Here is a 21540-nt window from a genome sequence, read left to right as displayed (position 1 = left end):
TAGTACCTGCTATTCCGAGATGGTGATGGCGGCGAGCATCCGGCCGTAGTCCGGTTGCTCGCGCTGCCGGGACCGGCGATAGCTGAAGAAATTCGCCTCGTCACGGCAGGTGTCGCAGTCGAGACGGTAGATCTCGCCGATCCCCGCCGCCGTCAGCCGGCGCACCAGGTAGCCCGACAGGTCGAACAGGAAATGGCCGTCGCGCGGCGCCTTCTCGAAAAACCGGGCGTTCTCGCGGTCCTGGGTCAGGAACGGTTCCGGGAACTCCGGCCCGACCTCGTAGGAGTCGAAGCCGATGCAGGGGCCGATCGCCGCGCGGATGCCGTCCGGCCGGGCGCCGAGCTCGAGCATGGCGTCGATGGTCGCCTCGCACACCCCGCCGACGGCGCCGCGCCAGCCGGCGTGGCAGGCGCCGATCACCCCGTCCTCCGGCGACGAGAACAGCACCGGGGCGCAGTCGGCGCTCATGACGCCGAGCGCCACGTTCGGGCGGACGGTCACGAAGGCGTCGGCCTCGTGCCGGACCTCGGGGTCAGACGCCTCGTCGACGACCACGACGGTGGCCGAGTGGATCTGGTGGTTGGTGAACAGCGCCGACGCCGGCAGGTCGAGGGCCGCCATCGCCCGCGCCCGGTTGGCTTCGACCGCCGCCGGGCTGTCGCCGCTACCGCGCCCGCAGTTCAGCGAGGTGTAGATGCCGCGGCTGACCCCGCCGCGGCGCGTGAAGAAGGCGTGGCGGACCGCGCCCTCGTCGAAACCCTCGATCTGGATCACCGCTCAGGAACTCTCAACTGGGCCGCAGTCACGCGTCAGGCCTCTCGAAACCCGGGGGCGGGGGCGCCGCGGCCGGGGTCCAGGCCACCGCCTTGAACAAGGTGCCCATTTCGTCCGGGTCGATCAAGCGAGTGCAGCCGCTGCGGATGGTCGCGCGCTGATGCTCGGCGGCGTTCCGGCACAGCGCCTCGGCCCGCGCCTCGATGCCGAGGCGGCGCAGGAAGTCGCCCTGGGTCACCGGCCCGTGCTGCGCGGCGCCGGCCTGGACGACCGCCCGGCCCAGCGCCGCGAAGTCGACATGCGCCGTCAGGTCGGCCTCGCCCAGGGTATCGAGGACCCCCACCGGCCGATGGCCCTTCACCGCCTGCAGGGTATCGCCGACGCCACTCGGCGCGTGGCCGTAGTCGATCGCCAGCACCGCCCCGCCGCCCCGGGCCACCCGTTCCGCCAGGGTGCGGGCGACCGACAGCCCGGTCGGGCAGATTTCGGCCAGGGCGCCGTCAGGAGCGGCGTCGCGGATCGCCGGCGCCAGCAGGGCGGCATGCGGCGAGGCCCCGGGGGTCAGAGTCCACACGAAGCCGCCGCCGGCCGGGTCGACCGCCACCCGGCGTTCCCGCCAGACCCGGCCGTCGCGCACCAGCTGGACGATCGGCAGGGCGTCGAAGAACTCGTTGGCGATCACGATCGACGGCCCGTCCGGCAGGCTGTCGAGAGCGTCGTGCCAGACAGGCGAGGCGCCCACCGGGGCGGCGTCCCGCAGCGCCTCGGCCTGGCGTCGCCGCAGCACCGGGCTGGCCTCGACCAGATGCACCCGCAGCGCCGCCCGGAACGCCGGCACGCCCCTGGCGGCGCGCAGGGCGTCAGCCATCAGGGTGCCGCGACCGGGGCCGAGTTCGACCAGGGAAACCGGGTCGGGCGCGCCCATGCCCTGCCAGACCACGGCCGCCCACAGCCCGATCAGCTCGCCGAACGTCTGGCTGATCTCCGGGGCGGTGACGAAGTCGCCGGCCGCGCCGAACGGGTCGCGGGTCGTGTAGTAGCCGTGCTCGGGGTCGACCAGCGCCGCCGCCATCACGTCGGCCACCGACAGCGGCCCTTCGGCCGCGATCCGGCGGCGCAAACGGTCCGCCAGAGCCATCGCCGAACGGCTCATCGCGGCTTCGGCACCGCCGGCGGCCGGCGGCGGGCGTAGGCGATCAGGCCGAGGCCGAGCAGCACCATCGGCACCGACAGCAGCTGGCCCATGGTGGCGCCGAACGCCAGGAAACCGAGCTGGGCGTCGGGTTCCCGGAAGAACTCGACGACGATCCGGAACAGGCCGTAGCCGGCCAGGAAGGCGCCGCCGACCTGACCCGGCCGCTCGCGCAGCTCGGGCCGGCGCGCCAGCAGGAACAGCAAGAAGAACAGCACCAGCCCCTCCAGGGCGGCCTCGTAGAGCTGCGAGGGATGCCGGGGCTCCGGCCCGCCGCGCGGGAACACCATCGCCCACGCGACGTCGGGCGCGGCCCGGCCGAACAGCTCGCCGTTCACGAAGTTGGCGAGCCGGCCGAAGAAAAGCCCGATCGGCGTGGCCGCCGCGACGATGTCGCCGACCGCCATGTACGGCGCTCCGACCTTGCGGGCGAACAGCCCGATGGCCAGCAGCACGCCCAGCATGCCGCCGTGGAACGACATGCCGCCCTGCCAGATCATCAAGGCCTCGAGCGGGTGCTCGGCGAAGTACGGCAGGTTGTAGAACAGCACGTAGCCGATCCGTCCGCCCAGCACGATGCCGAGGGTGGCGTACAGCACGAAGTCGTCGAGCGCCGCCGGATCGAAATACTGCGGCCGCCGCCGTGCCAGCCACAGGCAGTACCGCCAGCCGATCAGGATGCCGGCGATGTAGGCCAGCGCGTACCAGCGCACGGCGAACGGCCCGATGGCGATCGCCACCGGGTCGATGACGGGAAACGCGATGGCAGGCAGCATGGCGGCGGTCCGTGCGTGGCTCGGCGACGCCGGATGGTTTAGGCGCTCCGGCGCCGCCCCGCAAACCCTGCGTGCCGCCGGCCAGCCGTCACTCGCGCTTCAGCGGGCAGGTGCTCAGGCCGATCAGCTGGTAGGCCGGGCAGTAGCCGACGATCGCCGTCAGGATCGGCACCACGCCGATCCAGCCGACCCACGCGTAAGGGTGCGCGACCAGCAGCGCCACCGCAATCAACGCCGCGCCGACGACGATCCGCAGCACCCGGTCGACAAGCCCGACATTGGTCTGCATTTCCGTTCTCCATGGCAGAGCGGGACCGGACGCCCGCGGTCGGCGCATTGGAGACCGGGATCCATAAGCTGTCGCTGATCTGGATCAGTGGGGATGCCGGCGAAACAGCCGGTGGGTTCCGGATGCGCCCCGCCTGGGGCGGTTCGCTCCGGAATGACGGCAAGGGGAAGGATGCCGCCGGTCGCTCCCTTTCAATGTCGTCATTCCGGGCAAGCGTAGCGCGACCCGGAACCCACCGACCGACGGGCCTCACCGCCGCCGGGTCGCCTCGTCGACGCAGGCGGCGATCTGCTCGAGGTGCACCGGGTTGATGGTGCCGATCACCGCGCTCGCCACCCCGGGGTGCGAGAACGCGAAGCGGATGGCGGCCGGCACGTCGGCGGCGTGCCCGCTGGACAGCACCTTCTTCAGGATCACGCCCTTGCGGTGGGCGGCCGCGTAGTCGAGCACCGGCTCCTCGGCGCGGTAGTCGGCGGTGTAGGTCGCCATCGCCACGTCCATCAGCTCCAGCGCGCGGATGCCGCCCTCGACGGTCTTGGTCGAGACCCCGATCGCCCGCGCCGTGCCCTCGGCCTTGAAGTCGGCCATGGTCCGCATCAGCGCGTCGTCCTGCAGGATCGCCATGTCGGAGCCGTCGGAGTGGATCAGCAGCACGTCGATCCGGTCGGTGCGCAAGCGCTCCAGCGAGCGTTCCAAGCTGCGGCGGAAATGGTCGGGGGTGAAGACGTGCGACGAGATGCCGTCCTCGAATTCCTCGCCGACCTTGCCGATGATCACCCAGTCGTCGCGCTGCCCGGCCAGCAGCCGGCCCAGCCGCTCCTCGCTGGCGCCGTAGGCCGGCGCGGTGTCGAGCAGGTTGATGCCGAGCGACCGGGTCAGTGCCAGCAGCTCGGCCAGCGTGTCCTCGTCCGGCAGTACGAAGCCGCTCGGGTACTTCACGCCCTGGTTCCGCCCGAACTTCACGGTGCCGAGGCCGAGCGGCGAGACGCGCAGCCCGGTGCTGCCGAGGTTCACGAGGTCCATGCCGCCTTGTCCCATGGCGCGACCGCGTAGTCGACCGCGGGCAGGTCGGAGAAGTCGGTCGCCCGGCCGGACGGTGCGACGCCGAGGTGGTCGATCTCGACCGCCACCATGTCACCGAGCATCGGCGCGAAGGTCAGCTTGGTCGGCCAGCCGTACAGCACGGTGCCGGCGCGGTGCAGGGTCGGGGTGTCGGGCATGTGGAAGCCCTGGGTCCGGCCTTCGACCCGGTCGATCGGCAGCACCGCCCACTCGATCCCGTCCAGGTCGACCGCCGGCAGGTAGTCGCGGAATGCCCTGCGGGCGGCGGCGTAGACCTCCGCGGGATCGGCCTCCTTGGCGCGCTCGGCGACCGCCGCGCCGAGATACCAGACCAGGGCGCCGTCGGCGGTCTCGTGGGTGGTCACGGTCGCCACCGGCTTGTCGGAGGTGCCGACCAGATGGGCGTACAGCGGGAACGGTGCCGGCCGCATCAGGCCCTGCAGCAGCGGCCGGTGCTGGGTCTCGAGCCCGTCGTCGTGCCGGTTGCGCCGCGCGATGCCGTGGTTGCCGCCGGCGGCGGTGACCAGCACGGCGCGCGCCTCGATGCCGCGGTCGCGCAGGAACGCCAGCGGCTCCGCCGCCGCTTCCTCGGGAATCCGGCGTACCGAGTCGCGGTACGGGTCGGCCAGCGCGCGCAGGATGCCGGGCACGTCGAGCACCGGCTCGTCCATGAACACCGCCGAGCCGCGGAAGCCGGAAGCCTTCAGCCCGTCCGGCCACTCCGACGCGGCCAGGGTGCGGGTGTTGCCGCCGAGCGCGCGCTGCGCGACCAGCCGGGTCAGGCCGCCGAGAATGCCGCCCGGGATCAGCAGCATCTGCGAGTCGGCCCGGGTGCGGGCCGCCGACAGGTCGACCTCGCCCTCGCCCCGCAGGGCCGCGCGCCAGCGGTCCGGCATGGCACTGATCGACCGCGCGGTCTCGTTCACCTTGCCGGCCAGCGAGTACTTCAGTCCCGAATGGACGATCCCCTGCGACGCCAGGGTCTGCCCGCAGCCGATCGCCTCGCGCTCCAGCAGCAGCACGTCGTAGCCGGCCCGCTTCAGGCGGTTGAAGCACCACAGCCCGGCGATGCCGGCGCCGACGATGGCGATGTCGATGGTCCTGGTCATGCCGTTCCGGCGTCAGGCCGCCCCGACGCCGACCTTGATCCGCCGGTTCTGCCGGCCCTTGTTGTCGATCTTGAGGATGCGCGCAAGCCGGGCCTGCCCGGTCGAGGCGAGATGGGTGCCGCCGCAGGCCTGGCGGTCGAGGCCGGCGATCTCGACGACGCGCACCATGCCGTCCGGGCTCGGCGGCGGCGCCACCGACTTGCTGCGGAACATGCCGGGGATCGCCTCGGCCTCTTCCCGCGGCATGTAGGCGGCGCCGACCGCAAGGTCCTGCCGGATCGCCGCGTTCATCGGTGCCTCCAGGGCCCGCAGCGAGGCGCTGTCGACGCCCGGCAGGTCGAAGTCGACCCGGAAGGTGCCGTCGGCCGAGAGCTGCGCCCCGGTCAGCAGGGCGCCGCCGTGCGCCTGGTAGACCAGGGCGTTCAGCACATGGGCAAGGGTATGCAGTTCGCACATCAGCCGCCGGAACCCGGCGTCGACCTGCAGCAGCACCGTCCCGTACGGCTCGCCCGCGCCGGCGAAGCGGTGCCACAACCCGCGCTCGTCCGGATCGACACCCTCGAACGTCTGGACACCCCCGGACCAGGTCAGCGTGCCGCGGTCCGCGAGCTGGCCGCCGCCGCCGGGAAAGAACGGCGAGCGGTCGAGCAGCACCGCGCCGGGTCGCCGGTCGAGCACCGTCGCCTCGACCGCCAGCGCTTCGGGATACTCGATATGCCAGGGGCGCATCACCGTCGGGGCTCGCGGGGTTGCGGGATCGATGGGAGCGATCCTCCCGCCCGGCGCCCCCGCACGCAAGCTCGACAGGCGTGCCGGTTGCGGCCCCGGCCTGCGCGTGCCATATGCCGGAGAGGAGGTGAGCCATGCAGACCCAGAGCCGGTTCTTCGACGACCTCGCCCGTGTCGCCAACGGTGCGCTCAGCGCCGCCGCCGGGGTGCGGGCCGAGATCGAGCAGCTGGTCCGCCAGCAATTCGACCGCTTCCTGGCCGACCGCAACCTGGTGACCCGCGAGGAGTTCGAGGCGGTCGAGGCGATGGCCGCCAAGGCGCGTGGCGAGCAGGAGAAGCTGGCCGCCCGGGTCGCCGAGCTCGAGGCCGCGCTGGCCGCCAAGACTCCGGCCACCAAGACCCCGGCCCGCAAGCCGGCCGCGGCCGCCGCCAAGCCGGCTGCCACCCGCCGGCGCGCCGCGACCGCCGCCCGCCGTCCGGCCCCGCGCCGCAAGAGCAGCGACGAGACTCCGTCGGGCGCCGACGAATAGGCGGGCTGGAACGGGTGATTCGCCGCCCCCGGCCGCCGGTCCGGGAATAGATTGGATTTGCACGAACATTCCGGACGACCGAAGCGCCGACCGGCTTTCGTCCGATTTCAACAGCTTCGCGGGCAAGCCTATATCTACCTGTGAATCTTTTTTGACCCGCGAAATCTTGTGTTGAACCGCGATTCCGACTTTGAAATCCTAACCCTCGTGGTGACTCGGCGGCCTGCGCCACAAGATGTGGCCGACAAGCGACCCTGTCGGCCGCGCCAGGGCCGCTCCGACGCGCCGGCCCGCGCGCCAGAAGGGAGCCTTCCGATATGTCCCTGACCTATGTCGACACCGGCACGGCCCAGCCCCACCCGCTCGACCTGCTCGAGGAGCTGGTCGGCGCCAACGACTGGGCCTTCGACCGGGCCGGGCCGGACGAGCTGGCGGTCGAGATCGCCGGGCGATGGTGCGACTACCGCCTGTACTTCCTGTGGCAGGAGGATCTCGGCGCGCTGCACTTCTCCTGCCTGCTGGAAAGCCGGGTGCCGGTCGAAAAGCGGCGCGAGGTCAGCCTGCTGCTGGCGCTGCTGAACGAGAAGATGTGGCTCGGCCATTTCGACCTGTCGTCGGACGACGGCACCCCGATGTTCCGCCACACCCTGCTGGTGCGCGGCGCCGGCGGCGTCTCGGTCGAGCAGATGGAGGATCTGGTCGAGGTGGCGCTCGGCGAGTCCGAGCGGTTCTTCCCGGCCTTCCAGTTCGTGATCTGGGGCGGTAAGACTGCCGAGGAAGCGGTCGCCTCCTCCCTGCTGGACGTCCAGGGCGAGGCCTGACGCGCGCGCGGCGCGGCGACCGCCGGGCCCGAGACAACGCGAGGCATCACGTCATGACTGTTGCGCCCCTGCTCCTGATCGGCTGCGGAAAGATGGGCGGCGCCATGCTGGCCGGCTGGCTGGACGGCCCGGAAGCCTCCGGCGGCGTCCACGTGGTCGAGCCGCACGGCGGATCGCTCGGCGGGCTGGCCGACCGCAAGGAGGTCACCGTCCACGCCAGCGCCGACACCGTGCCGGCCGACCTGGCGCCCGGCACCGTGGTGCTGGCGGTCAAGCCGCAGACCATGGATGCCGCACTGGAGCCGCTGAAGCGGTTCGTCGCCCCCGGCACCTGCTTCCTGTCGATCGCCGCCGGCAAGACCATCGGCTATTTCGAGAGGCACCTGGGCAGCGAGGCGGCGATCGTCCGCGCGATGCCGAACACCCCGGCCGCGGTCGGCCGCGGCATCACTGCCTATGTCGCCAATGCCAACGTCACCGCCGACCAGAAGACCCGGGCGCACCGCCTGCTGGAGGCGGTCGGCGAGGCCCTGGAGGCCGACGGCGAGGACGCGATCGACGCGGTCACCGCGCTGTCCGGCGGCGGCCCGGCCTATGTGTTCCTGCTGATCGAGACCCTGGCGGCCGCCGGTGTGAAGGCCGGCCTGCCCGAGGAATTCGCGATGAAGCTGGCGCGCGCGACGGTGTCGGGCTCCGGCGAGTTGGCCCGCCGGTCGGCCGAGCCGGCCTCGCAGCTTCGCATCAACGTCACCTCGCCCGGCGGCACCACGGCCGAGGCCCTGAAGGTGCTGATGGATCCGGAGACCGGCATCCAGCCGATCTTCGACAAGGCGATCGCCGCGGCGACGGCCCGCTCGAAGGAGCTGGCGGGGTAGGTCCTGCTTTGTCGTCATTCCGGACGGCCGCGCAAAGGCGCGGCCGGTCCGGAACCCACGGAGCGACGGGCGCCATTCGCAGCCTGTGGGTTCCGGCTCCGTCCCGCCTCCGGCGCTCCGGTCCGGAATGACGGCAGGTTGGGGAGGCCCAGTCACCCCTGGACGCCCACGCCGTCACGGGCAATATGTCGACCATGACCGACATCGCCTCCGGGGCCGCACAGGCCACCCTCGACGCTTTCCTGGACGCCGCCCTCGACCTCGCCGCCGAGCGCGGGTGGCTGTCGCTGACCGCCGGCGAAGTGGCGGCCCGTTCCGGTGCCGAGGCCTCGGTGCTGGGTGGTTTCGGGCCGTTCCGGCCGCGGCTGCTGGCCTGCCTGATCGAGCGGGTGGACGACGGCATGCGCGACGGCCTGGACGACGACGCCCGCGATCCCGGGCTGCCGGTCCGCGACCGGCTGTTCGAGGCGCTGATGGCCCGGCTGGACGTGCTGAGCGCCCGGCGCGACGGCATGCGCGCGGTGCTGCGCGGGGTGCCGCTCGACCCGCCGTCGGCACTGGCTGCGCTGCCGCTGCTCGGCCGATCGATGGCCCGGACGCTGGAGGCGGTCGGCGAGTCGCCGCTGCCCCCGTTCGGACCGCTCAAGGTGAAGGGGCTGTCGCTGGTGTGGCTTTCCACATTGCGGGCGTGGCTGTCGGACGACAGCCCGGACATGGCGGTAACCATGAAGGCGCTTGATTCCGCGTTGGCCCGCGCCGAGGAAGCCGCCAATTCCTTGCTGCCGGGTGCGCGTCGGCGGCCGGTCGCGGACGGACCGGCGGCGTAACCGAAATGACTTCCGGCTTGCGAGCGCCCCGCCGGGGCGGTTAAGTTCCGGCGCGCTTTGACGGGGCGGTGGTCCCGCCGCCCGGCGTGCCGCCCACCAACCCGGTCCGCGCATGAGCCCTCGTGATCCCAAGATCCTCGCCTGCAACAGCAACCGTCCGCTGGCCGAGGCCATCGCCGCCTACCTGAACCTGCCCATGACCAAGGCCGACATCCGTCGGTTCTCGGACATGGAGGTGTTCGTCGAGATCCAGGAAAACATCCGCGGCGAGGACGTGTTCGTCGTGCAGTCCACGAGCTATCCGGCGAACGACAACCTGATGGAACTGCTGGTCACGCTGGACGCCCTGCGCCGCAGCTCTGCGCGCCGGGTGACCGCGGTCATCCCGTATTACGGCTACGCCCGCCAGGACCGGAAGTCGGGCCCGCGCACGCCGATCTCGGCCAAGCTGGTCGCCAACCTGATCACCAAGGCGGGCGCCGACCGGGTGCTGACGATCGACCTGCACGCCGGCCAGATCCAGGGCTTCTTCGACATCCCGACCGACAACCTGTACGCCGCGCCGCTGTTCACCGACGACATCAAGGAGCGCTACGGCGACGAGAAGCTGATGATCGTGTCGCCGGACGTCGGCGGCGTGACCCGCGCCCGCGCGGTCGCCCGCCGGCTGGATGCCGACCTGGCGATCATCGACAAGCGGCGCGAGCGGGCCGGCGTGTCCGAGGTCATGAACATCATCGGCGACGTCGACGGCCGGCGCTGCATCCTGGTCGACGACATCGTCGATTCCGGCGGCACCCTCTGCAACGCCGCCGAGGCGCTGATCGAGGCCGGCGCCACCTCGGTCGACGCGTACTGCACCCACGGCGTGCTGTCCGGCGGCGCGGTGGCGCGCGTCACCTCCTCGCCGCTGACCTCGCTGGTCACCACCGACTCGATCCAGGCCACCGCTGCGGTCCGGGTGGCCCGCAACATTCGGCAGCTGACCGTCGCCGCACTGCTCGGCGAGGCGATTCGGCGGATCAGCGAGGAACGCTCGGTCTCCAGTCTGTTCAACTGACGGCGCCAAGCGGCGTCATCCCGGACGCCCCGGCGCCGCGATCCGGGATCCACGGCCTTACATCGCTCCCATCGTGCCCATCGGGACGAGCAGGAACTGATCGGTCGTCCGCTTCTGCTGATCGCCGAGCACGGCGCAGAGGCCTTCGGCCGGTCGCTCGAGCGCCCGCCGATCCCGACGGCATGGCTTCAGACCGCCCAGCGTTCGTTTGGCAACGGCACCGCTGCCGGCGCATAGTCGTGGGGTGACCAGGACCGCCGTGGAGCCACCGGTGAACGGAACCCTTACCATCGGGCAGGCGGCCGCCGCCGTCGGCTGCAACGTCCGGACGATCCGTTACTACGAGCAGATCGGCCTGCTGCCGTCGCCGGTCCGCACGGACGGCAACCAGCGCCGGTTCCTGACGTCCGACCTCAGGCGCCTGGCGTTCGTCCGCCACGCCCGCGAGTTCGGTTTCTCGCTCGACGAGATCCGCACCATGCTCGATCTGTCCGACCGGCCGGGGGAGTCCTGCAATACGGTGATCGACATCGCCCGCGCCCGATTGGCCGAGGTCGAGCAGCGGCTGCAGCGGCTGTCCGCCCTGCGCGACGGCCTCGCGGCCATGGTGACCGGCTGCCAGGGCGGCGCCATGTCCGACTGCCGGATCGTCGAGGCGCTCGCCGGCGACCTCGGGGGAGACTTGAACCTCCAGTAGCTGGAGGTTCTAAGCTCTCCGGATAGCGCGGCAACGAGCCCACGGTGTCGCGACGCAATCACAAGAGGGCTGGGGGTGGACGCTCCACTGGATCGGCTGCTGCACTGGGCGTTCCGGATCGCGGCGCTCGTGTGCTTTCCGTTGCTGGTGACGATCTCGATCTACGACATCGTCGGCCGGCAGTTCATGAACACCGGCTCGACCGCCCTGCAGGAGCTGCAGTGGCACCTGTTCTTCGCCAGCGTGATGCTGGCGCTCGGCTGGGTGTACCTGCGCGACGGCCACGTCCGGATCGACGTCTTCCGGACCCGCTGGCCGGAGCGGCGGCGGCACGCCGTCGAGATCGCCGGCGTCCTGCTGGCGTTGGTTCCACTCGCGCTCCTGCTGATCGTCGCCGGCGGTCTGCAGGCCTGGACCGCCTTCGAGAGCGGCGAGCATTCGCAGGCCGCGATGGGGCTCGGCCAGCGCTGGATCGTCAAGAGCCTGATGCCGATCGGCGGCGCCCTGCTGCTGATGTCGGGGCTGCTGATGCTGCGCCGTTCGATCGCCCGGCGGCGCGCCGCCGGGCGGAACGGCCGATGACGGAGCTGCTCCCCGAGACGCTGATCTACTGGCTGCAGGACTGGTTGCCCCTGCTGATGGCCGGATCGCTGGCGGTACTGCTGTTCAGCGGCTACCCGGTGGCGCTGGTGCTGTCGTTGATAGGCCTCGCCTTCGCCGGCATCGGCATGGCGCTCGACCTGCTCTCGGTGCTGGAGATCACCAACATCACCGCCCGCATGTACGGCTCGGTCGGCGAGAGCCTGCTGTACCCGTCGGTACCGATGCTGATCTTCATGGGCCTGATGATGGAGCGCTCCGGCGTCGCCCGCGAGTTGCTGGTATGCCTGCAGGTGGTGCTCCGGCGGGTCCCGGGCAGCCTGGCGATCGCGGTTGCGTTCCTGGGCATCATCCTGGCCCCCTCGGCCGGGCTGATCGGGGCGTCGGTCGCGACCATCGCGCTGATCGCCCTGCCGACCATGCTGGACCGCGGCTACGACCCGGCCTTCGCGGCCGGCGCGGTCGCCGGCGCCGGCACGCTGGGGATCATCTTTCCGCCGGCGATCATGCTGTTCTTCCTGGCCGACCTGCTCGGCGTGCGGATGGGGACCATGTTCCTGGCACCGGTGCTGCCGGTGGCCGTCCTGCTCGGGCTCTACGTCCTGTACTTCCTGGCCCGGGGCGTGCTGACGCCGAGGGCCGCGCCGAGCCTCGACATCCCCGACATGCCCTGGTCGTCGCTACTGGCCTATGTCGCCCGCAGCCTGGCGCTACCGGTCGCCCTGATCGCCCTGGTGCTCGGTTCGATCGTCGCCGGCATCGCCACCCCGACCCAGTCCAGCGCGGTCGGCGCCGCCGGCTCGGTGCTGCTGACCGTGGCCAACCGCAGCCTGTCCCGGACCATGTTGCGCGAGGTCCTGGAACGAACGGTGTCGGTCACCGCCATGGTGTTCTTCGTGGTGATCGGCGCGTCGGTGTTCTCCTACACCTTCCGCAGCATCGGTGGCGACGACCTGATCGTCGACCTGCTGGGGGCCACCGGCCTCGGCGCGTGGTGGATGCTGTCGATGATCCTGGCGGTGATCTTCCTGCTGGGCTTCATCATCGACTGGATCGAGATCGCGCTGATCACCCTGCCGATCTTCTATCCGATCCTGGAGAGCCTGGACTTCGGCGACCGGTTCGAGACTCCCGAACAGACCTTCGCCTGGATCGCGGTGATGATCGCCATCAACCTGCAGACCTCGTTCCTGACTCCACCGTTCGGCTTCGCGCTGTTCTTCCTGAAGGGTTCGGCGCCGCCGAAGGTCGACATGGGCACGATCTATCGCGGGATCGTTCCTTTCGTGCTGATCCAGGTCGCCGTGCTGGGCCTGGTAATGGCGTTTCCGGCTCTGGCCCTGTGGCTGCCCGGCGCTGTGTTCGACTGACGCCGCCGGAAACCGGGGCAATCAAGGCTGGCAATCCGGCGCGATTCGGTCTAGAACCCGCGCCCGTCAGCCCGGCACCCCTGGAGGCCGGGCCTTTTCCATAGGAGACGCCAATGTCGAACGTTTCGACGCTGAGCGCCCGCGCACGCGACCGGGTCGGTAAGGGGTCCGCCCGGGCAGCGCGCCGCGAGGGGCTCGTTCCCGCCGTGATCTACGGCGACAAGAAGGATCCGTTCTCGATCGTCTTGAACCAGCGCGAGCTGGACAAGCTGCTGAAGCCGGGCTTCTTCTCGCACCTGATCGACATCGAGGTCGACGGTCAGAAGCACCGCGTCCTGCCGCGCGACCTGCAGCAGCACCCGGTCACCGACCGCGCCCTGCACGTCGACTTCCTGCGGGTGTCGGCGACCAGCGAGCTGACGGTCGAGGTTCCGGTCGAGTTCATCAACGACGAGGCCTGCCGCGGCCTGCGCCGCGGCGGCGTGCTGAACGTCGTGCGCCACGAGATCGAGGTGTACTGCCGGGCCGACGCCATCCCGGAGAAGATCGAGGTCGATCTCGCCGGTCTGGACATCGGCGACTCGCTGCACATCTCGGCCGTGAAGCTGCCGGACGGCGTGCGCCCGACGATCGAGCGCGACTTCACGATCGCGACCATCGCCGCGCCGACGCTGATCTCGGAAGAGGCTGCCGACGCCCAGGCCGAGTCGCAGGCCGCTGCGGAAGAGGACGAGGAAGAGGAGGAGTAATCCTCCGCCCCTCGTTCTCCGCCCGGCCTTCTCTGCCGGAGACAACGCCCGGGGGGACCGTCGCTTGCGGTCCCCCCGGTGCCGTTCCGGCCCCCGCGATCTCGGGAGCGAGCGATGCTGCTGTTCGTCGGGCTCGGCAATCCCGGGCCGTCCTACGAAGGCAACCGCCACAACATCGGCTTCATGGCGATCGAGGAGATCGCGCGCCACCACGGCTTCGGGCCGTGGCGCTCGCGGTTCCAGGGCCTGGTCGCCGAAGGCACGATCGCCGGCCACAAGGTGCTGGCGCTGAAGCCGCTCACCTACATGAACGAGTCCGGCCGCTCGGTCGGCGAGGCGGTGCGGTTCTTCAAGCTCGAGCCGTCGGCGGTCTACGTGTTCTACGACGAGCTCGACCTGGTGCCCGGCAAGATGCGGGTGAAGACCGGCGGCGGCGCCGGCGGCCACAACGGCATCCGCAGCATCGACCGCCACATCGGCCAAGCCTACCACCGCATCCGCCTCGGCATCGGCCATCCCGGCGACAAGGCCAAGGTGCACGGCTACGTGCTGTCCGACTTCGCCAAGGCAGAGCGCACGAGCTGGCTGCCGGTGCTGATCGACTCGGTGGCCCGCGAGGTGCCGGCGCTGGTCGATGGTGACGAGGGCCGGTTCATGAGCCGGGTCGCCCACGCGGTGTTCCCGCCGCCCCCGAAACCCGATACACCCAAACCCGCCAGACCCGAGCCCATCAAATCCGATCCGGCGATGACGGCCTCGACCGACGCCCCCCAACCCAAAGACGGAGCGTAGCCCCATGGGCTTCAACTGCGGCATCGTCGGCCTGCCGAACGTCGGCAAGTCCACGCTGTTCAACGCCCTGACCGCGACCGCTGCCGCCGAGGCGGCGAACTACCCGTTCTGCACCATCGAGCCGAACACCGGCCGGGTGGCGGTGCCGGATCCGCGGCTGGACGCACTGGCGAAGATCGCCAAGTCCGGCAAGATCCTGCCGACCCAGATCGAGTTCGTGGACATCGCCGGGCTGGTGCGCGGCGCCAGCAAGGGCGAAGGGCTGGGCAACCAGTTCCTGGCCAACATCCGCGAGGTCGACGCGGTCATCCACGTGCTGCGCTGCTTCGAGGGCGAGGTCACCCACGTCGAGGGCTCGGTCGACCCGATCCGCGACGCCGAGACCGTCGAGACCGAACTGATGCTGGCCGACCTGGACAGCGTCGAGAAGCGGATCGTCGCGCTCGAGAAGCGCGCCCGCGGCCAGGACAAGGAAGCCAAGGAGCTGTTGCCGATCGCCCAGCGGGTCGCCGAGGTGCTGCGCGACGGCAAGCCGGCCCGCGTGCTGCTGCCGCAGCTCGACGCCGAGGAGCGCCGCCAGCTCCGTCTGCTGCAGCTGCTGACCGCCAAGCCGGTGCTGTACGTCTGCAACGTCGAGGAAGAGAACGCCGCGGCCGGCAACGCGCTGTCGGAGAAGGTCGCCGCCATGGCCGCCGAGCAGGGGGCCGAGTCGGTGGTCATCTCGGCGGCCATCGAGGCCGAGATCGCCCAGCTCACCGACCCGGCCGACAAGGCCGAGTTCCTGGAGACCCTGGGCCTCGAGGAGCCGGGCCTCGCCAAGCTGATCCGCGCCGGCTACCGGCTGCTCGACCTGCTGACCTTCTTCACGGTCGGCCCGAAGGAGGCGCGCGCCTGGACCGTGCGCCGGGGTGCGAAGGCCCCGGAGGCGGCCGGCGAGATCCACACCGACTTCCAGCGCGGCTTCATCCGGGCCGAGACCATCGCCTACGACGACTACGTCGCCTGCAACGGCGAGACCGGGGCCAAGGAAGCCGGCAAGATGCGGGTCGAAGGGTCGGAGTACGTGGTCAAGGACGGCGACGTCTTCCACTTCCGCTTCAACGTCTGAGACGCACTTCTCACTCGGCCGGCAGCGGCGCGATCCGGTCGACCGGAACGAAGCTTCGACGCACCCCGCGGAGGTCGGCCAGCGCCGGTCGGCCGGCACGGCCCTCGGAGCCGAGCAGCCGGTACTCGGTGGCGCCGATCAGGAACATCGGCGCGCCCTGCTCGTCGGCCAGCGGCAGCACCACCCGCTCGCCGCTGTAGAGGTTGCCGGCGTCGGAATACACCTCGCCGACGGCATGCATGACGAGCGCCTCGTCCAGCACGCGATTCCAGCGCCCGACGACCACCTCGGCCTGCGAGCGCTCGATCAGGTCCTCCAGCGCCGCCCCGGCCACCGAACGCCCGAACACCGCGTTGATCTCCTCGCCCGCGAGCCGGTAGACCAGCCGCCGGTCGGGTTGCCGTTCGACCAGCCAGATCTGCGGCAGCAGGCCGGCCCGCGCCAGGTCGATGGGGTCGATCCGGGCCTTCCGAGGCATTCCGGCGTCGCCGTCGCGGGCCGCGTGCCAGAGGTTGATCAGCCGCCGCAGTTTCGGGGCGCGCACCCTGCTCGTGTCCGGGAGAATCGCTTCGTCGTCAGCCAAGATCGCTCCGTCCGGACGCGGCTCCGTCGGCGCGGAGAGCCGGACCCGTCCACGCGGTTTGCAACGCAGCATTCTAGGCGGTTTGCGCGCGGGCCGACACCCGTTGCGGCCGACGTCGGTGGGAAGAGAGCTGTGCCGTGCCGCAATGCCCCGCGGGCTCTGGGTCCCGGATCGGGTTGCGCCCGTCCGGGATGAGGACTCGAAGGACAGTTTGCTCCACCCTCATCCCGGACGTCGCGCCAGCGGCGATCCGGGACCAGGAGCGGAACGCGAGCCCTCTCCTACGCCGCCCGACGCGTGAGCAGGCCGGCCAGCTCGGCCAGGTCCGCCACCTCGACGGTCGGCTCGGGTGCGCCGTCGCGGCGGTCGTTGCGGTTGCCGGTGCCGACCAGGACCGAGCGCATGCCGGCCGCCACCGCACCGGCGATGTCGGTCTCCAGGGTGTCGCCGATCACCGCGACCCGCTCCGCCGGCAGGCCGAGCCGGTCGCGCGCCAGCTCGAAGGCCAGGCGGTGCGGCTTGCCGACACTGGCTACCGGGCGGCCGAGCGCGGCCTCCAGATACGCCTTCACGGCCCCGGTCTCGGGTTCGGCCCCGAACGGGCCGGGCACCACCACGTCGGGATTGGTGACCATGATGCGCGCGCCCTCGGACGCCAGCCGCACGGCCTCGCGCAGGTCCGCCAGGGTCAGGGCTTCGCTGATCCCGACCACCACGGCGTCCGGGTGCGACGATGCGGCCAGCCCGGCCGCCGCGCAGGCCTCGGCCAGCGCGTCCGGGCCGATCACGGCGACCGAGCGCATCCCGGACCCGGCGAGGTAGCCGGCGACCACCATGCCGGAGGTCACGATCCGCTCGGCCGGAACGTCGATCCCGAGGCGCTGCAGCTTGGCGGTGTAGGCCGCGGGCGTCGCCCGCGCGTTGTTGGTCAGCAGCACGTGCGGCACGCGATCGCGCGCCAGCTCGGCCATGAACGCGGCGGCGCCGGGCATCGCCTCGTCGCCGCGGTACAGCACGCCGTCCATGTCGAGGACGAACCCGCCGACGCCGTCGAGCCCGCCGTCGACCCGGGTCGGCTTCGGCCGCCGGTCGAACGGATCGAGGATGCCGGCCCAGCGGGCATTGTCGGCCGGCAGCGGCAGGGTCATCGACAGGCCGTCCAGCCCGTGACTGCGCCAGCGCACCTCGAGCTCGGAGACGTCGAGGGTCGCCCAGGCGGCGGCCGGGTCGCCGGTCGTGCAGGTCTCGGTCAGCGACTGGATCGACAGGAACGGGATGCCGTCGACCGTGTGCATGGCGTTCCAGTGCACGTGGCCGGCGGCGCACAGCTTGACCTTGCCGCTGTCGACGATGACCCGCCGGATCGCGGCACCGTCGGCCAGGTACTGGGCGTACTGCAGGTTCTCCTGGAAATAGTAGTTGCCGACCATCGAGCCGCCGCCGAGCGGCACATGGCTGAACAGCAGCACCGGCTCGGCGCTGGCCGCCAGCTCGGTGCGCAGCCACTCCAGGTCGGACGGCCGCAGCTGGAAACCCTGGGGCCGGTGGATGAAGGTGTCGGCCTGCCAGAACACCAGGCGCCAGCCGTTGATCACGACGCTGTGGTGGCCGACCTCGCGGCCGAGGGCCGAGGCGTTGTCGTCATGGCTCAGGAACGCCACGTCGTGGTTGCCGAGCAGGTGATGGCGCGGCGGGCGGACCGCCTCGAACTCGGCGGCGACCTCGGCCAGCAGGGCGCCATCGGTCGAGCGGTCGACGTCGGAGATGCGGTCGCCGAGGTCGAGCACCGCGTCCGGCTGCCAGTCGTTCGCGAACGCGATGAACTCGCGCAGCAACGGCAGGGCGGCCGAGCCGCGCTTGGTGCCGGTGTCGGCGCCGTGATGGATGTCGGTGACGATCGCGAGCTTCAGGGCGTCGGCCATCGGAGGCGGTTCCTCGGGTTCTTCAGGCAAGGAATGGGGGCGGAGCCGACAGCCCCGCCCCCGGCGAGTATGCGGTCAGTTGGTCGCCGCGGCGACGGCCACGTTGCCCTTGCGGAAGTCGAGCACGTACGGGATGTGCCCCGGCAGCGGCCGCCACTCGACGTTCTTGCGCAGCCCGTAGGACTCGTAGGGCTGGTACAGGATCGTGAACGGCGCCTCCTCGGCGGCGTAGCGCTGGACCTTCCTGTAGGCCTCCAGGCGCTGCTTCGGGTCGAGCGAGAACCGGAACTCGTCCCACATCTGCTCGTATTCCTTGGACGGGGTCCAGGTGCCGGCGCTGATGCGGGCGCCGGTCGGACTCCACATGGTGCCGTAGGAGCCGGCCGGGTCCGGGAAGTACATCGGGTTCGACCAGTTGCGGGCCATCAGGTCCTTGTCGCCGCCGGTCCAGCGCTCGTCGACGTTGATCTTCATGTTCACGCCGACCGCGGCCCACATCTCCTGGATCGCCTGGGCGGCCAGCAGACCGTTGGTGTAGTAGGTCGGGTGGGTGTCGTAACGGATCTCGAAGCCGTCGTAGCCGGCCTCGGCCAGCAGCTTCCTGGCCTTCGCCGGGTCATACTCGATCCACTTGAAGTCCGGATCGTGCATGGCGCCGTACTGCGGGTAGGTGTGGCTCGCCGGCACCTTCGACTTGCCGTTCCACAGCGCCTCGTTCAGCAGGTCGCGGTCGATCGCCAGGTTCAGCGCCTGGCGGATCTGCTTGGTCATCTTCGGGTTGTTGGCGTTGTAGAACACCACGTGGAACAGCGGCGTCAGCATGCCGACGGTCTTGGTGTTCGGGTCCCTGTCGATCGCCTCGAGCTGGTCCGGCGGGACGTTGGTGATGATGTCGACCTCGGCGTTCTTCAGGGCGGTCAGCCGCGCCGCCATCTCCGGCATGCGCACCACCTCGACCCGCTCGAAGTCCGGCTTGTCGCCCCAGAAGCCGTCGAAGCGCTCCCACACCAGGCGCTCGCCCGGCTGGAACGCGGCGACCCTGTACGGGCCGGTGCCGACCGGCTTCAGGCCGAACGCATCGTAGTCCGAGGCCTCGTCGACGTTCGGGTCGCCGGTCAGGCCCATCAGGTACTTCTTCGGGACGATCATCGACTGCTGGACGTTCAGCAGGGTCTCGAGGATCGGGTCCGGCCGCTTGGTGACGACCCGCACGGTGTAGTCATCGACCTTCTCGGCCCGGTCCATGTTGTCGAAGTATTCCTTCGACCGGCTGACGTACGGCGCATAGGTCGGCTTGAACATGCGGTTCAGCGAGAACACCACGTCGTCGGCGGTCATCGGGTCGCCGTTCTGGAACAGCACGCCGTGGCGCAGCTTCAGCTCGACCACCGTCGGCGAGACCATCTTCCAGCTCTCGGCCAGGCCCGGCATGAACACCGGCTCGACCTTCGTGTGGTCCTTCTCGATCAGGGTGTCGAAGGTGTTGTAGTACTGCAGCGACCCGACGTTGGAGTGGTCCTTGCCGGGGTCGAAATAGCTCTGCATGTTGGCGGCCGCGACCTTGAGCTCGGCGGCGCCGGCCGGCATCGCGGCCATGACCGCGGTCAGCGCGACCGCGGACAGCAGCAGTCTCTTCATCGGTATGCCCTCCTTCGGCAGGGGAACCGCGGGCGCGGGTCCCGTCGTGGGGTGGTCGGTGTTGGGGTGATCGGTCTCCGGCGGGTGGCCCCCGCTCTCTGGTGGTTGGGGAACCTCAGTCCGAAAGCCGCACGTCCAGGCTGTCGCGCAGCCAGTCGCCGATCAGCAGCACCACCAGCGCGACCGCGACGATCAGCAGGGCCGGGGCGGCGACGATCCACGGGGCCGAGGCCATGTAGTCGCGGCCCTGCCCGACCATCGAGCCGAGCGAGGCGGTCGGCGGCTGGATGCCGAGGCCGAGGAACGACAGCGAGGACTCGAGCAGGATCAGGTTGCTGATCACCAGGGTCGCCTGGACGATGATCGGCGACGCCACGTTCGGCAGGATGTGGCGGAACAGCAGGCGCGAATTCGACATGCCGATGGCCCGGCCGGCCTCGACGAACGGCAGGCTGCGCAGCGCCAGGACCTGGCCGCGCACGATCCGGGCGTACTGCTCCCAGTAGGCGATGCCGAGCACCAGGATCAGTACCTCGACGCCGGTGCCGGCGATCGCCACCACCAGTAGCGCCACCAGGGTGAACGGCACCGCGATCTGGATGTCGACGACCGCCATGATGGCGTCGTCCACCCGGCCGCCGACATAGCCGCTCAGCAGGCCGAGCCCGGTGCCAAGGGTCAGGCTGATGGTGGCGCCGAGCGCCGCCATGCCGAGGGTGACGGTCAGCCCGTGGATACAGCGCGACAGCACGTCCCGGCCGAGCTGGTCGGTGCCGAGCAGGTAGCCGGCCTTGGCCCGCTCGAAGCCGACCGGCGGCCGAAGCCGCGACAGCAGCGACTGGTGGTCCGGGTCCATCGGCGACACCCAGGGCGCCAGGGCCGCTGCCAGCACCAGCAGCGCCGCCACCAGGAAGCACAGCCGGATGCCGAGCGGAATCCGGCGCCAGGCCTTGAGCGCCCGGCTGGGCCGGCGATCGGCCTCCGCGAGCGACGGGAATGCCAGGGTCATGTCAGCCTCCCACCCGGACCCGCGGGTCCACGACCGAGTACAGCAGGTCGACCGCGAGGTTCACGGTCACGACGACGGCCGCGAACCCGAGCACCCCGAACTGCAGGGTCGGGTAGTCGCGGCGGATGGTGGCCAGCACGATCTGCTCGCCGAGGCCGGGCCAGGCGAACACGGTCTCGATGATGACCGCGGCGCCGAGCACGTTGGTCACCTGCAGGCCGATGACGGTCAGGATCGGGATCAGGGCGTTGCGCAGGGCGTGGCGCAGCACCAGCACCCGCTCGCTCACCCCCTTGGCGCGCGCCGTGCGCAGGTAGTCCTGGCTCAGCACGTCGAGCATCGAGCTGCGGGTGAAGCGAACGACCGCCGCCAGCAGCACCGAGCCGACCGCCAAGGTCGGCATCACGTAGTGGGCGGGCGTGGCGGCGCCGGCGCTCGGCAGCCAGCCGAGATGGAAGCTGAAGATCAGCAGCAGCAGGATCGCCAGGACGAAGTTCGGGATCGCGTAGCCGAGGAACGCCGCGGTCATGATGCCGCGGGCCAGCGCGGTGTTGCGCTTGAGCGCGGCGACGATGCCCAGCGGCATGCCGAGCACGATCGCCAGGATCAGCGCCGAGGCGTACAGCGCCAGCGACGGGCCGAGGCGCTCCAGGTAGATCACCTCGACCGGCCGGCGCTCGTAGAAGCTGAGCCCGAAATGCCCGCCCAGGAACTCCCGGACATAGATCGCGTACTGCTCGATGATCGAGCGGTCGAGCCCGAGGTACTGGACCATCGCAGCCCGGGAGTCGGGATCGGTGCCCTCGGGCAGCAGGAAGTCGATGGTGTCGCCGGAGATCCGGGTGGCGACGAACACCACCGTCAGGATCACCCAGAGGGTGAGCAGGGCCCTGGCGGTTCGGATCGACATGTAGCGCAGCACGACGGCCTCGGATGACGGCGACCCGCAATTCGGCGGGACAGGCATCCGGATACCGGCCGAAGATGATATTCATCTTGCCGGTTTGGCCCTGAATCATAATTTCAGC

The 21540-nt window shown here is 70.7% G+C and carries 23 protein-coding genes; 11 read left to right on the top strand and 12 right to left on the bottom strand.

Translation table 11 applies throughout. The annotated features are described in order from the left end of the window. Positions 1-9: 9 nt before the first annotated feature. The 7 genes from pgeF to IE246_RS15420 all read right to left on the bottom strand — a co-directional run bounded on the left by pgeF (position 10) and on the right by IE246_RS15420 (position 5931). The gene (pgeF, locus tag IE246_RS15450) at positions 10-774 is read right to left on the bottom strand and encodes a peptidoglycan editing factor PgeF (RefSeq protein ID WP_189991193.1); all 765 of its coding nucleotides are present in this window, start codon (positions 772-774) and stop codon (positions 10-12) included. Between the two features lie 28 nt (positions 775-802). Then, a complete protein-coding gene (locus IE246_RS15445; RefSeq protein ID WP_229837237.1) occupies positions 803-1927 on the bottom strand; it encodes a class I SAM-dependent methyltransferase in 1125 nt (374 codons plus the stop codon). After that, on the bottom strand, positions 1924-2742 hold the full coding sequence (gene lgt / locus IE246_RS15440) for a prolipoprotein diacylglyceryl transferase (RefSeq protein ID WP_189991191.1): 819 nt from the start codon (positions 2740-2742) through the stop codon (positions 1924-1926). The genes IE246_RS15445 and lgt overlap by 4 nt, the downstream gene beginning before the upstream one ends. A gap of 88 nt (positions 2743-2830) precedes the next feature. Further along, positions 2831-3031, bottom strand: a complete 201-nt coding sequence (locus IE246_RS15435; protein ID WP_189991189.1) for a YgaP family membrane protein — start codon at positions 3029-3031, stop codon at positions 2831-2833. Between the two features lie 249 nt (positions 3032-3280). Beyond that, positions 3281-4054, bottom strand: coding sequence for an aldo/keto reductase (locus IE246_RS15430; protein WP_229837230.1), 774 nt, complete (start codon positions 4052-4054; stop codon positions 3281-3283). Then, the gene (locus IE246_RS15425) at positions 4042-5202 is read right to left on the bottom strand and encodes an FAD-dependent oxidoreductase (RefSeq protein WP_189991182.1); all 1161 of its coding nucleotides are present in this window, start codon (positions 5200-5202) and stop codon (positions 4042-4044) included. Before IE246_RS15425 ends, IE246_RS15430 begins: the two co-directional genes overlap by 13 nt. A 12-nt stretch (positions 5203-5214) precedes the next feature. Beyond that, positions 5215-5931, bottom strand: a complete 717-nt coding sequence (locus tag IE246_RS15420; RefSeq protein WP_189991180.1) for an alanyl-tRNA editing protein — start codon at positions 5929-5931, stop codon at positions 5215-5217. Positions 5932-6065: 134 nt separating this feature from the next. On the opposite strand from IE246_RS15420, the gene IE246_RS15415 reads away from it, so the two are divergent. The 11 genes from IE246_RS15415 to ychF all read left to right on the top strand — a co-directional run bounded on the left by IE246_RS15415 (position 6066) and on the right by ychF (position 15360). Further along, positions 6066-6461, top strand: coding sequence for an accessory factor UbiK family protein (locus tag IE246_RS15415; RefSeq protein ID WP_189991179.1), 396 nt, complete (start codon positions 6066-6068; stop codon positions 6459-6461). Between the two features lie 317 nt (positions 6462-6778). Further along, on the top strand, positions 6779-7282 hold the full coding sequence (locus IE246_RS15410; RefSeq protein WP_189991177.1) for a type III secretion system chaperone family protein: 504 nt from the start codon (positions 6779-6781) through the stop codon (positions 7280-7282). Between the two features lie 53 nt (positions 7283-7335). Continuing rightward, positions 7336-8157, top strand: coding sequence for a pyrroline-5-carboxylate reductase (gene proC / locus IE246_RS15405; protein ID WP_189991174.1), 822 nt, complete (start codon positions 7336-7338; stop codon positions 8155-8157). Between the two features lie 194 nt (positions 8158-8351). Further along, positions 8352-8984 carry a hypothetical protein gene (locus IE246_RS15400; RefSeq protein WP_189991172.1) on the top strand — a complete coding sequence of 211 codons (633 nt, stop codon included), beginning with the start codon at positions 8352-8354 and terminating at the stop codon, positions 8982-8984. Between the two features lie 112 nt (positions 8985-9096). Beyond that, positions 9097-10044, top strand: coding sequence for a ribose-phosphate pyrophosphokinase (locus IE246_RS15395; protein ID WP_189991170.1), 948 nt, complete (start codon positions 9097-9099; stop codon positions 10042-10044). 271 nt (positions 10045-10315) lie between these two features. Beyond that, complete coding sequence (locus tag IE246_RS15390; protein WP_189991168.1) at positions 10316-10741, top strand: MerR family transcriptional regulator; 426 nt, start codon at positions 10316-10318, stop codon at positions 10739-10741. Between the two features lie 75 nt (positions 10742-10816). Next, positions 10817-11323: a TRAP transporter small permease subunit gene (locus tag IE246_RS15385; protein ID WP_189991166.1), complete on the top strand. Its 507-nt coding sequence runs from the start codon at positions 10817-10819 to the stop codon at positions 11321-11323. Beyond that, a complete protein-coding gene (locus IE246_RS15380; RefSeq protein ID WP_229837228.1) occupies positions 11320-12711 on the top strand; it encodes a TRAP transporter large permease in 1392 nt (463 codons plus the stop codon). The genes IE246_RS15385 and IE246_RS15380 overlap by 4 nt, the downstream gene beginning before the upstream one ends. A gap of 113 nt (positions 12712-12824) precedes the next feature. Further along, positions 12825-13460, top strand: coding sequence for a 50S ribosomal protein L25/general stress protein Ctc (locus IE246_RS15375; RefSeq protein WP_189991164.1), 636 nt, complete (start codon positions 12825-12827; stop codon positions 13458-13460). 114 nt (positions 13461-13574) lie between these two features. Beyond that, positions 13575-14252 carry an aminoacyl-tRNA hydrolase gene (pth, locus tag IE246_RS15370; protein ID WP_189991162.1) on the top strand — a complete coding sequence of 226 codons (678 nt, stop codon included), beginning with the start codon at positions 13575-13577 and terminating at the stop codon, positions 14250-14252. Between the two features lie 4 nt (positions 14253-14256). Continuing rightward, positions 14257-15360 carry a redox-regulated ATPase YchF gene (gene ychF, locus IE246_RS15365; protein WP_189991160.1) on the top strand — a complete coding sequence of 368 codons (1104 nt, stop codon included), beginning with the start codon at positions 14257-14259 and terminating at the stop codon, positions 15358-15360. 10 nt (positions 15361-15370) lie between these two features. On the opposite strand, the gene IE246_RS15360 is transcribed toward ychF, so the two are convergent. From IE246_RS15360 to IE246_RS15340, 5 genes are all read right to left on the bottom strand, one after another. Then, complete coding sequence (locus IE246_RS15360) at positions 15371-15943, bottom strand: PAS domain-containing protein (RefSeq protein ID WP_229837226.1); 573 nt, start codon at positions 15941-15943, stop codon at positions 15371-15373. 281 nt (positions 15944-16224) lie between these two features. Beyond that, entirely contained in the window at positions 16225-17865 is a 1641-nt protein-coding gene (locus IE246_RS15355) for an HAD-IIA family hydrolase (protein WP_189991156.1), read from the bottom strand. Positions 17866-17940: 75 nt separating this feature from the next. After that, complete coding sequence (locus IE246_RS15350) at positions 17941-19503, bottom strand: ABC transporter substrate-binding protein (RefSeq protein ID WP_189991154.1); 1563 nt, start codon at positions 19501-19503, stop codon at positions 17941-17943. Between the two features lie 115 nt (positions 19504-19618). Then, complete coding sequence (locus tag IE246_RS15345) at positions 19619-20512, bottom strand: ABC transporter permease (protein WP_189991153.1); 894 nt, start codon at positions 20510-20512, stop codon at positions 19619-19621. A gap of 1 nt (position 20513) precedes the next feature. After that, the gene (locus IE246_RS15340) at positions 20514-21434 is read right to left on the bottom strand and encodes an ABC transporter permease (RefSeq protein ID WP_229837223.1); all 921 of its coding nucleotides are present in this window, start codon (positions 21432-21434) and stop codon (positions 20514-20516) included. Positions 21435-21540 lie beyond the last annotated feature (106 nt).

The sequence above is a fragment of the Thalassobaculum fulvum genome, from assembly GCF_014652915.1.
In the GTDB taxonomy this organism is placed as follows: Bacteria; Pseudomonadota; Alphaproteobacteria; order Thalassobaculales; family Thalassobaculaceae; genus Thalassobaculum_A; species Thalassobaculum_A fulvum.
The sequence above is the reverse complement of the archived record's forward strand: the minus strand, read 5'-3'. Positions and strand labels throughout refer to the sequence as shown.

Bases quoted from the DNA above. Each gene is read 5' to 3' on its own strand.
- IE246_RS15380 (WP_229837228.1), top strand. From the start codon at position 11,320: ATGACGGAGCTGCTCCCCGAGACGCTGATCTACTGGCTGCAGGACTGG.
- IE246_RS15410 (WP_189991177.1), top strand. From the start codon at position 6,779: ATGTCCCTGACCTATGTCGACACCGGCACGGCCCAGCCCCACCCGCTC.
- IE246_RS15355 (WP_189991156.1), bottom strand. From the start codon at position 17,865: ATGGCCGACGCCCTGAAGCTCGCGATCGTCACCGACATCCATCACGGC.
- ychF (WP_189991160.1), top strand. From the start codon at position 14,257: ATGGGCTTCAACTGCGGCATCGTCGGCCTGCCGAACGTCGGCAAGTCC.
- lgt (WP_189991191.1), bottom strand. From the start codon at position 2,742: ATGCTGCCTGCCATCGCGTTTCCCGTCATCGACCCGGTGGCGATCGCC.
- IE246_RS15425 (WP_189991182.1), bottom strand. From the start codon at position 5,202: ATGACCAGGACCATCGACATCGCCATCGTCGGCGCCGGCATCGCCGGG.
- IE246_RS15445 (WP_229837237.1), bottom strand. From the start codon at position 1,927: ATGAGCCGTTCGGCGATGGCTCTGGCGGACCGTTTGCGCCGCCGGATC.
- IE246_RS15415 (WP_189991179.1), top strand. From the start codon at position 6,066: ATGCAGACCCAGAGCCGGTTCTTCGACGACCTCGCCCGTGTCGCCAAC.
- proC (WP_189991174.1), top strand. From the start codon at position 7,336: ATGACTGTTGCGCCCCTGCTCCTGATCGGCTGCGGAAAGATGGGCGGC.
- IE246_RS15345 (WP_189991153.1), bottom strand. From the start codon at position 20,512: ATGACCCTGGCATTCCCGTCGCTCGCGGAGGCCGATCGCCGGCCCAGC.
- IE246_RS15435 (WP_189991189.1), bottom strand. From the start codon at position 3,031: ATGCAGACCAATGTCGGGCTTGTCGACCGGGTGCTGCGGATCGTCGTC.
- IE246_RS15395 (WP_189991170.1), top strand. From the start codon at position 9,097: ATGAGCCCTCGTGATCCCAAGATCCTCGCCTGCAACAGCAACCGTCCG.
- IE246_RS15430 (WP_229837230.1), bottom strand. From the start codon at position 4,054: ATGGACCTCGTGAACCTCGGCAGCACCGGGCTGCGCGTCTCGCCGCTC.
- IE246_RS15350 (WP_189991154.1), bottom strand. From the start codon at position 19,503: ATGAAGAGACTGCTGCTGTCCGCGGTCGCGCTGACCGCGGTCATGGCC.
- IE246_RS15375 (WP_189991164.1), top strand. From the start codon at position 12,825: ATGTCGAACGTTTCGACGCTGAGCGCCCGCGCACGCGACCGGGTCGGT.
- IE246_RS15420 (WP_189991180.1), bottom strand. From the start codon at position 5,931: ATGCGCCCCTGGCATATCGAGTATCCCGAAGCGCTGGCGGTCGAGGCG.
- pth (WP_189991162.1), top strand. From the start codon at position 13,575: ATGCTGCTGTTCGTCGGGCTCGGCAATCCCGGGCCGTCCTACGAAGGC.
- IE246_RS15400 (WP_189991172.1), top strand. From the start codon at position 8,352: ATGACCGACATCGCCTCCGGGGCCGCACAGGCCACCCTCGACGCTTTC.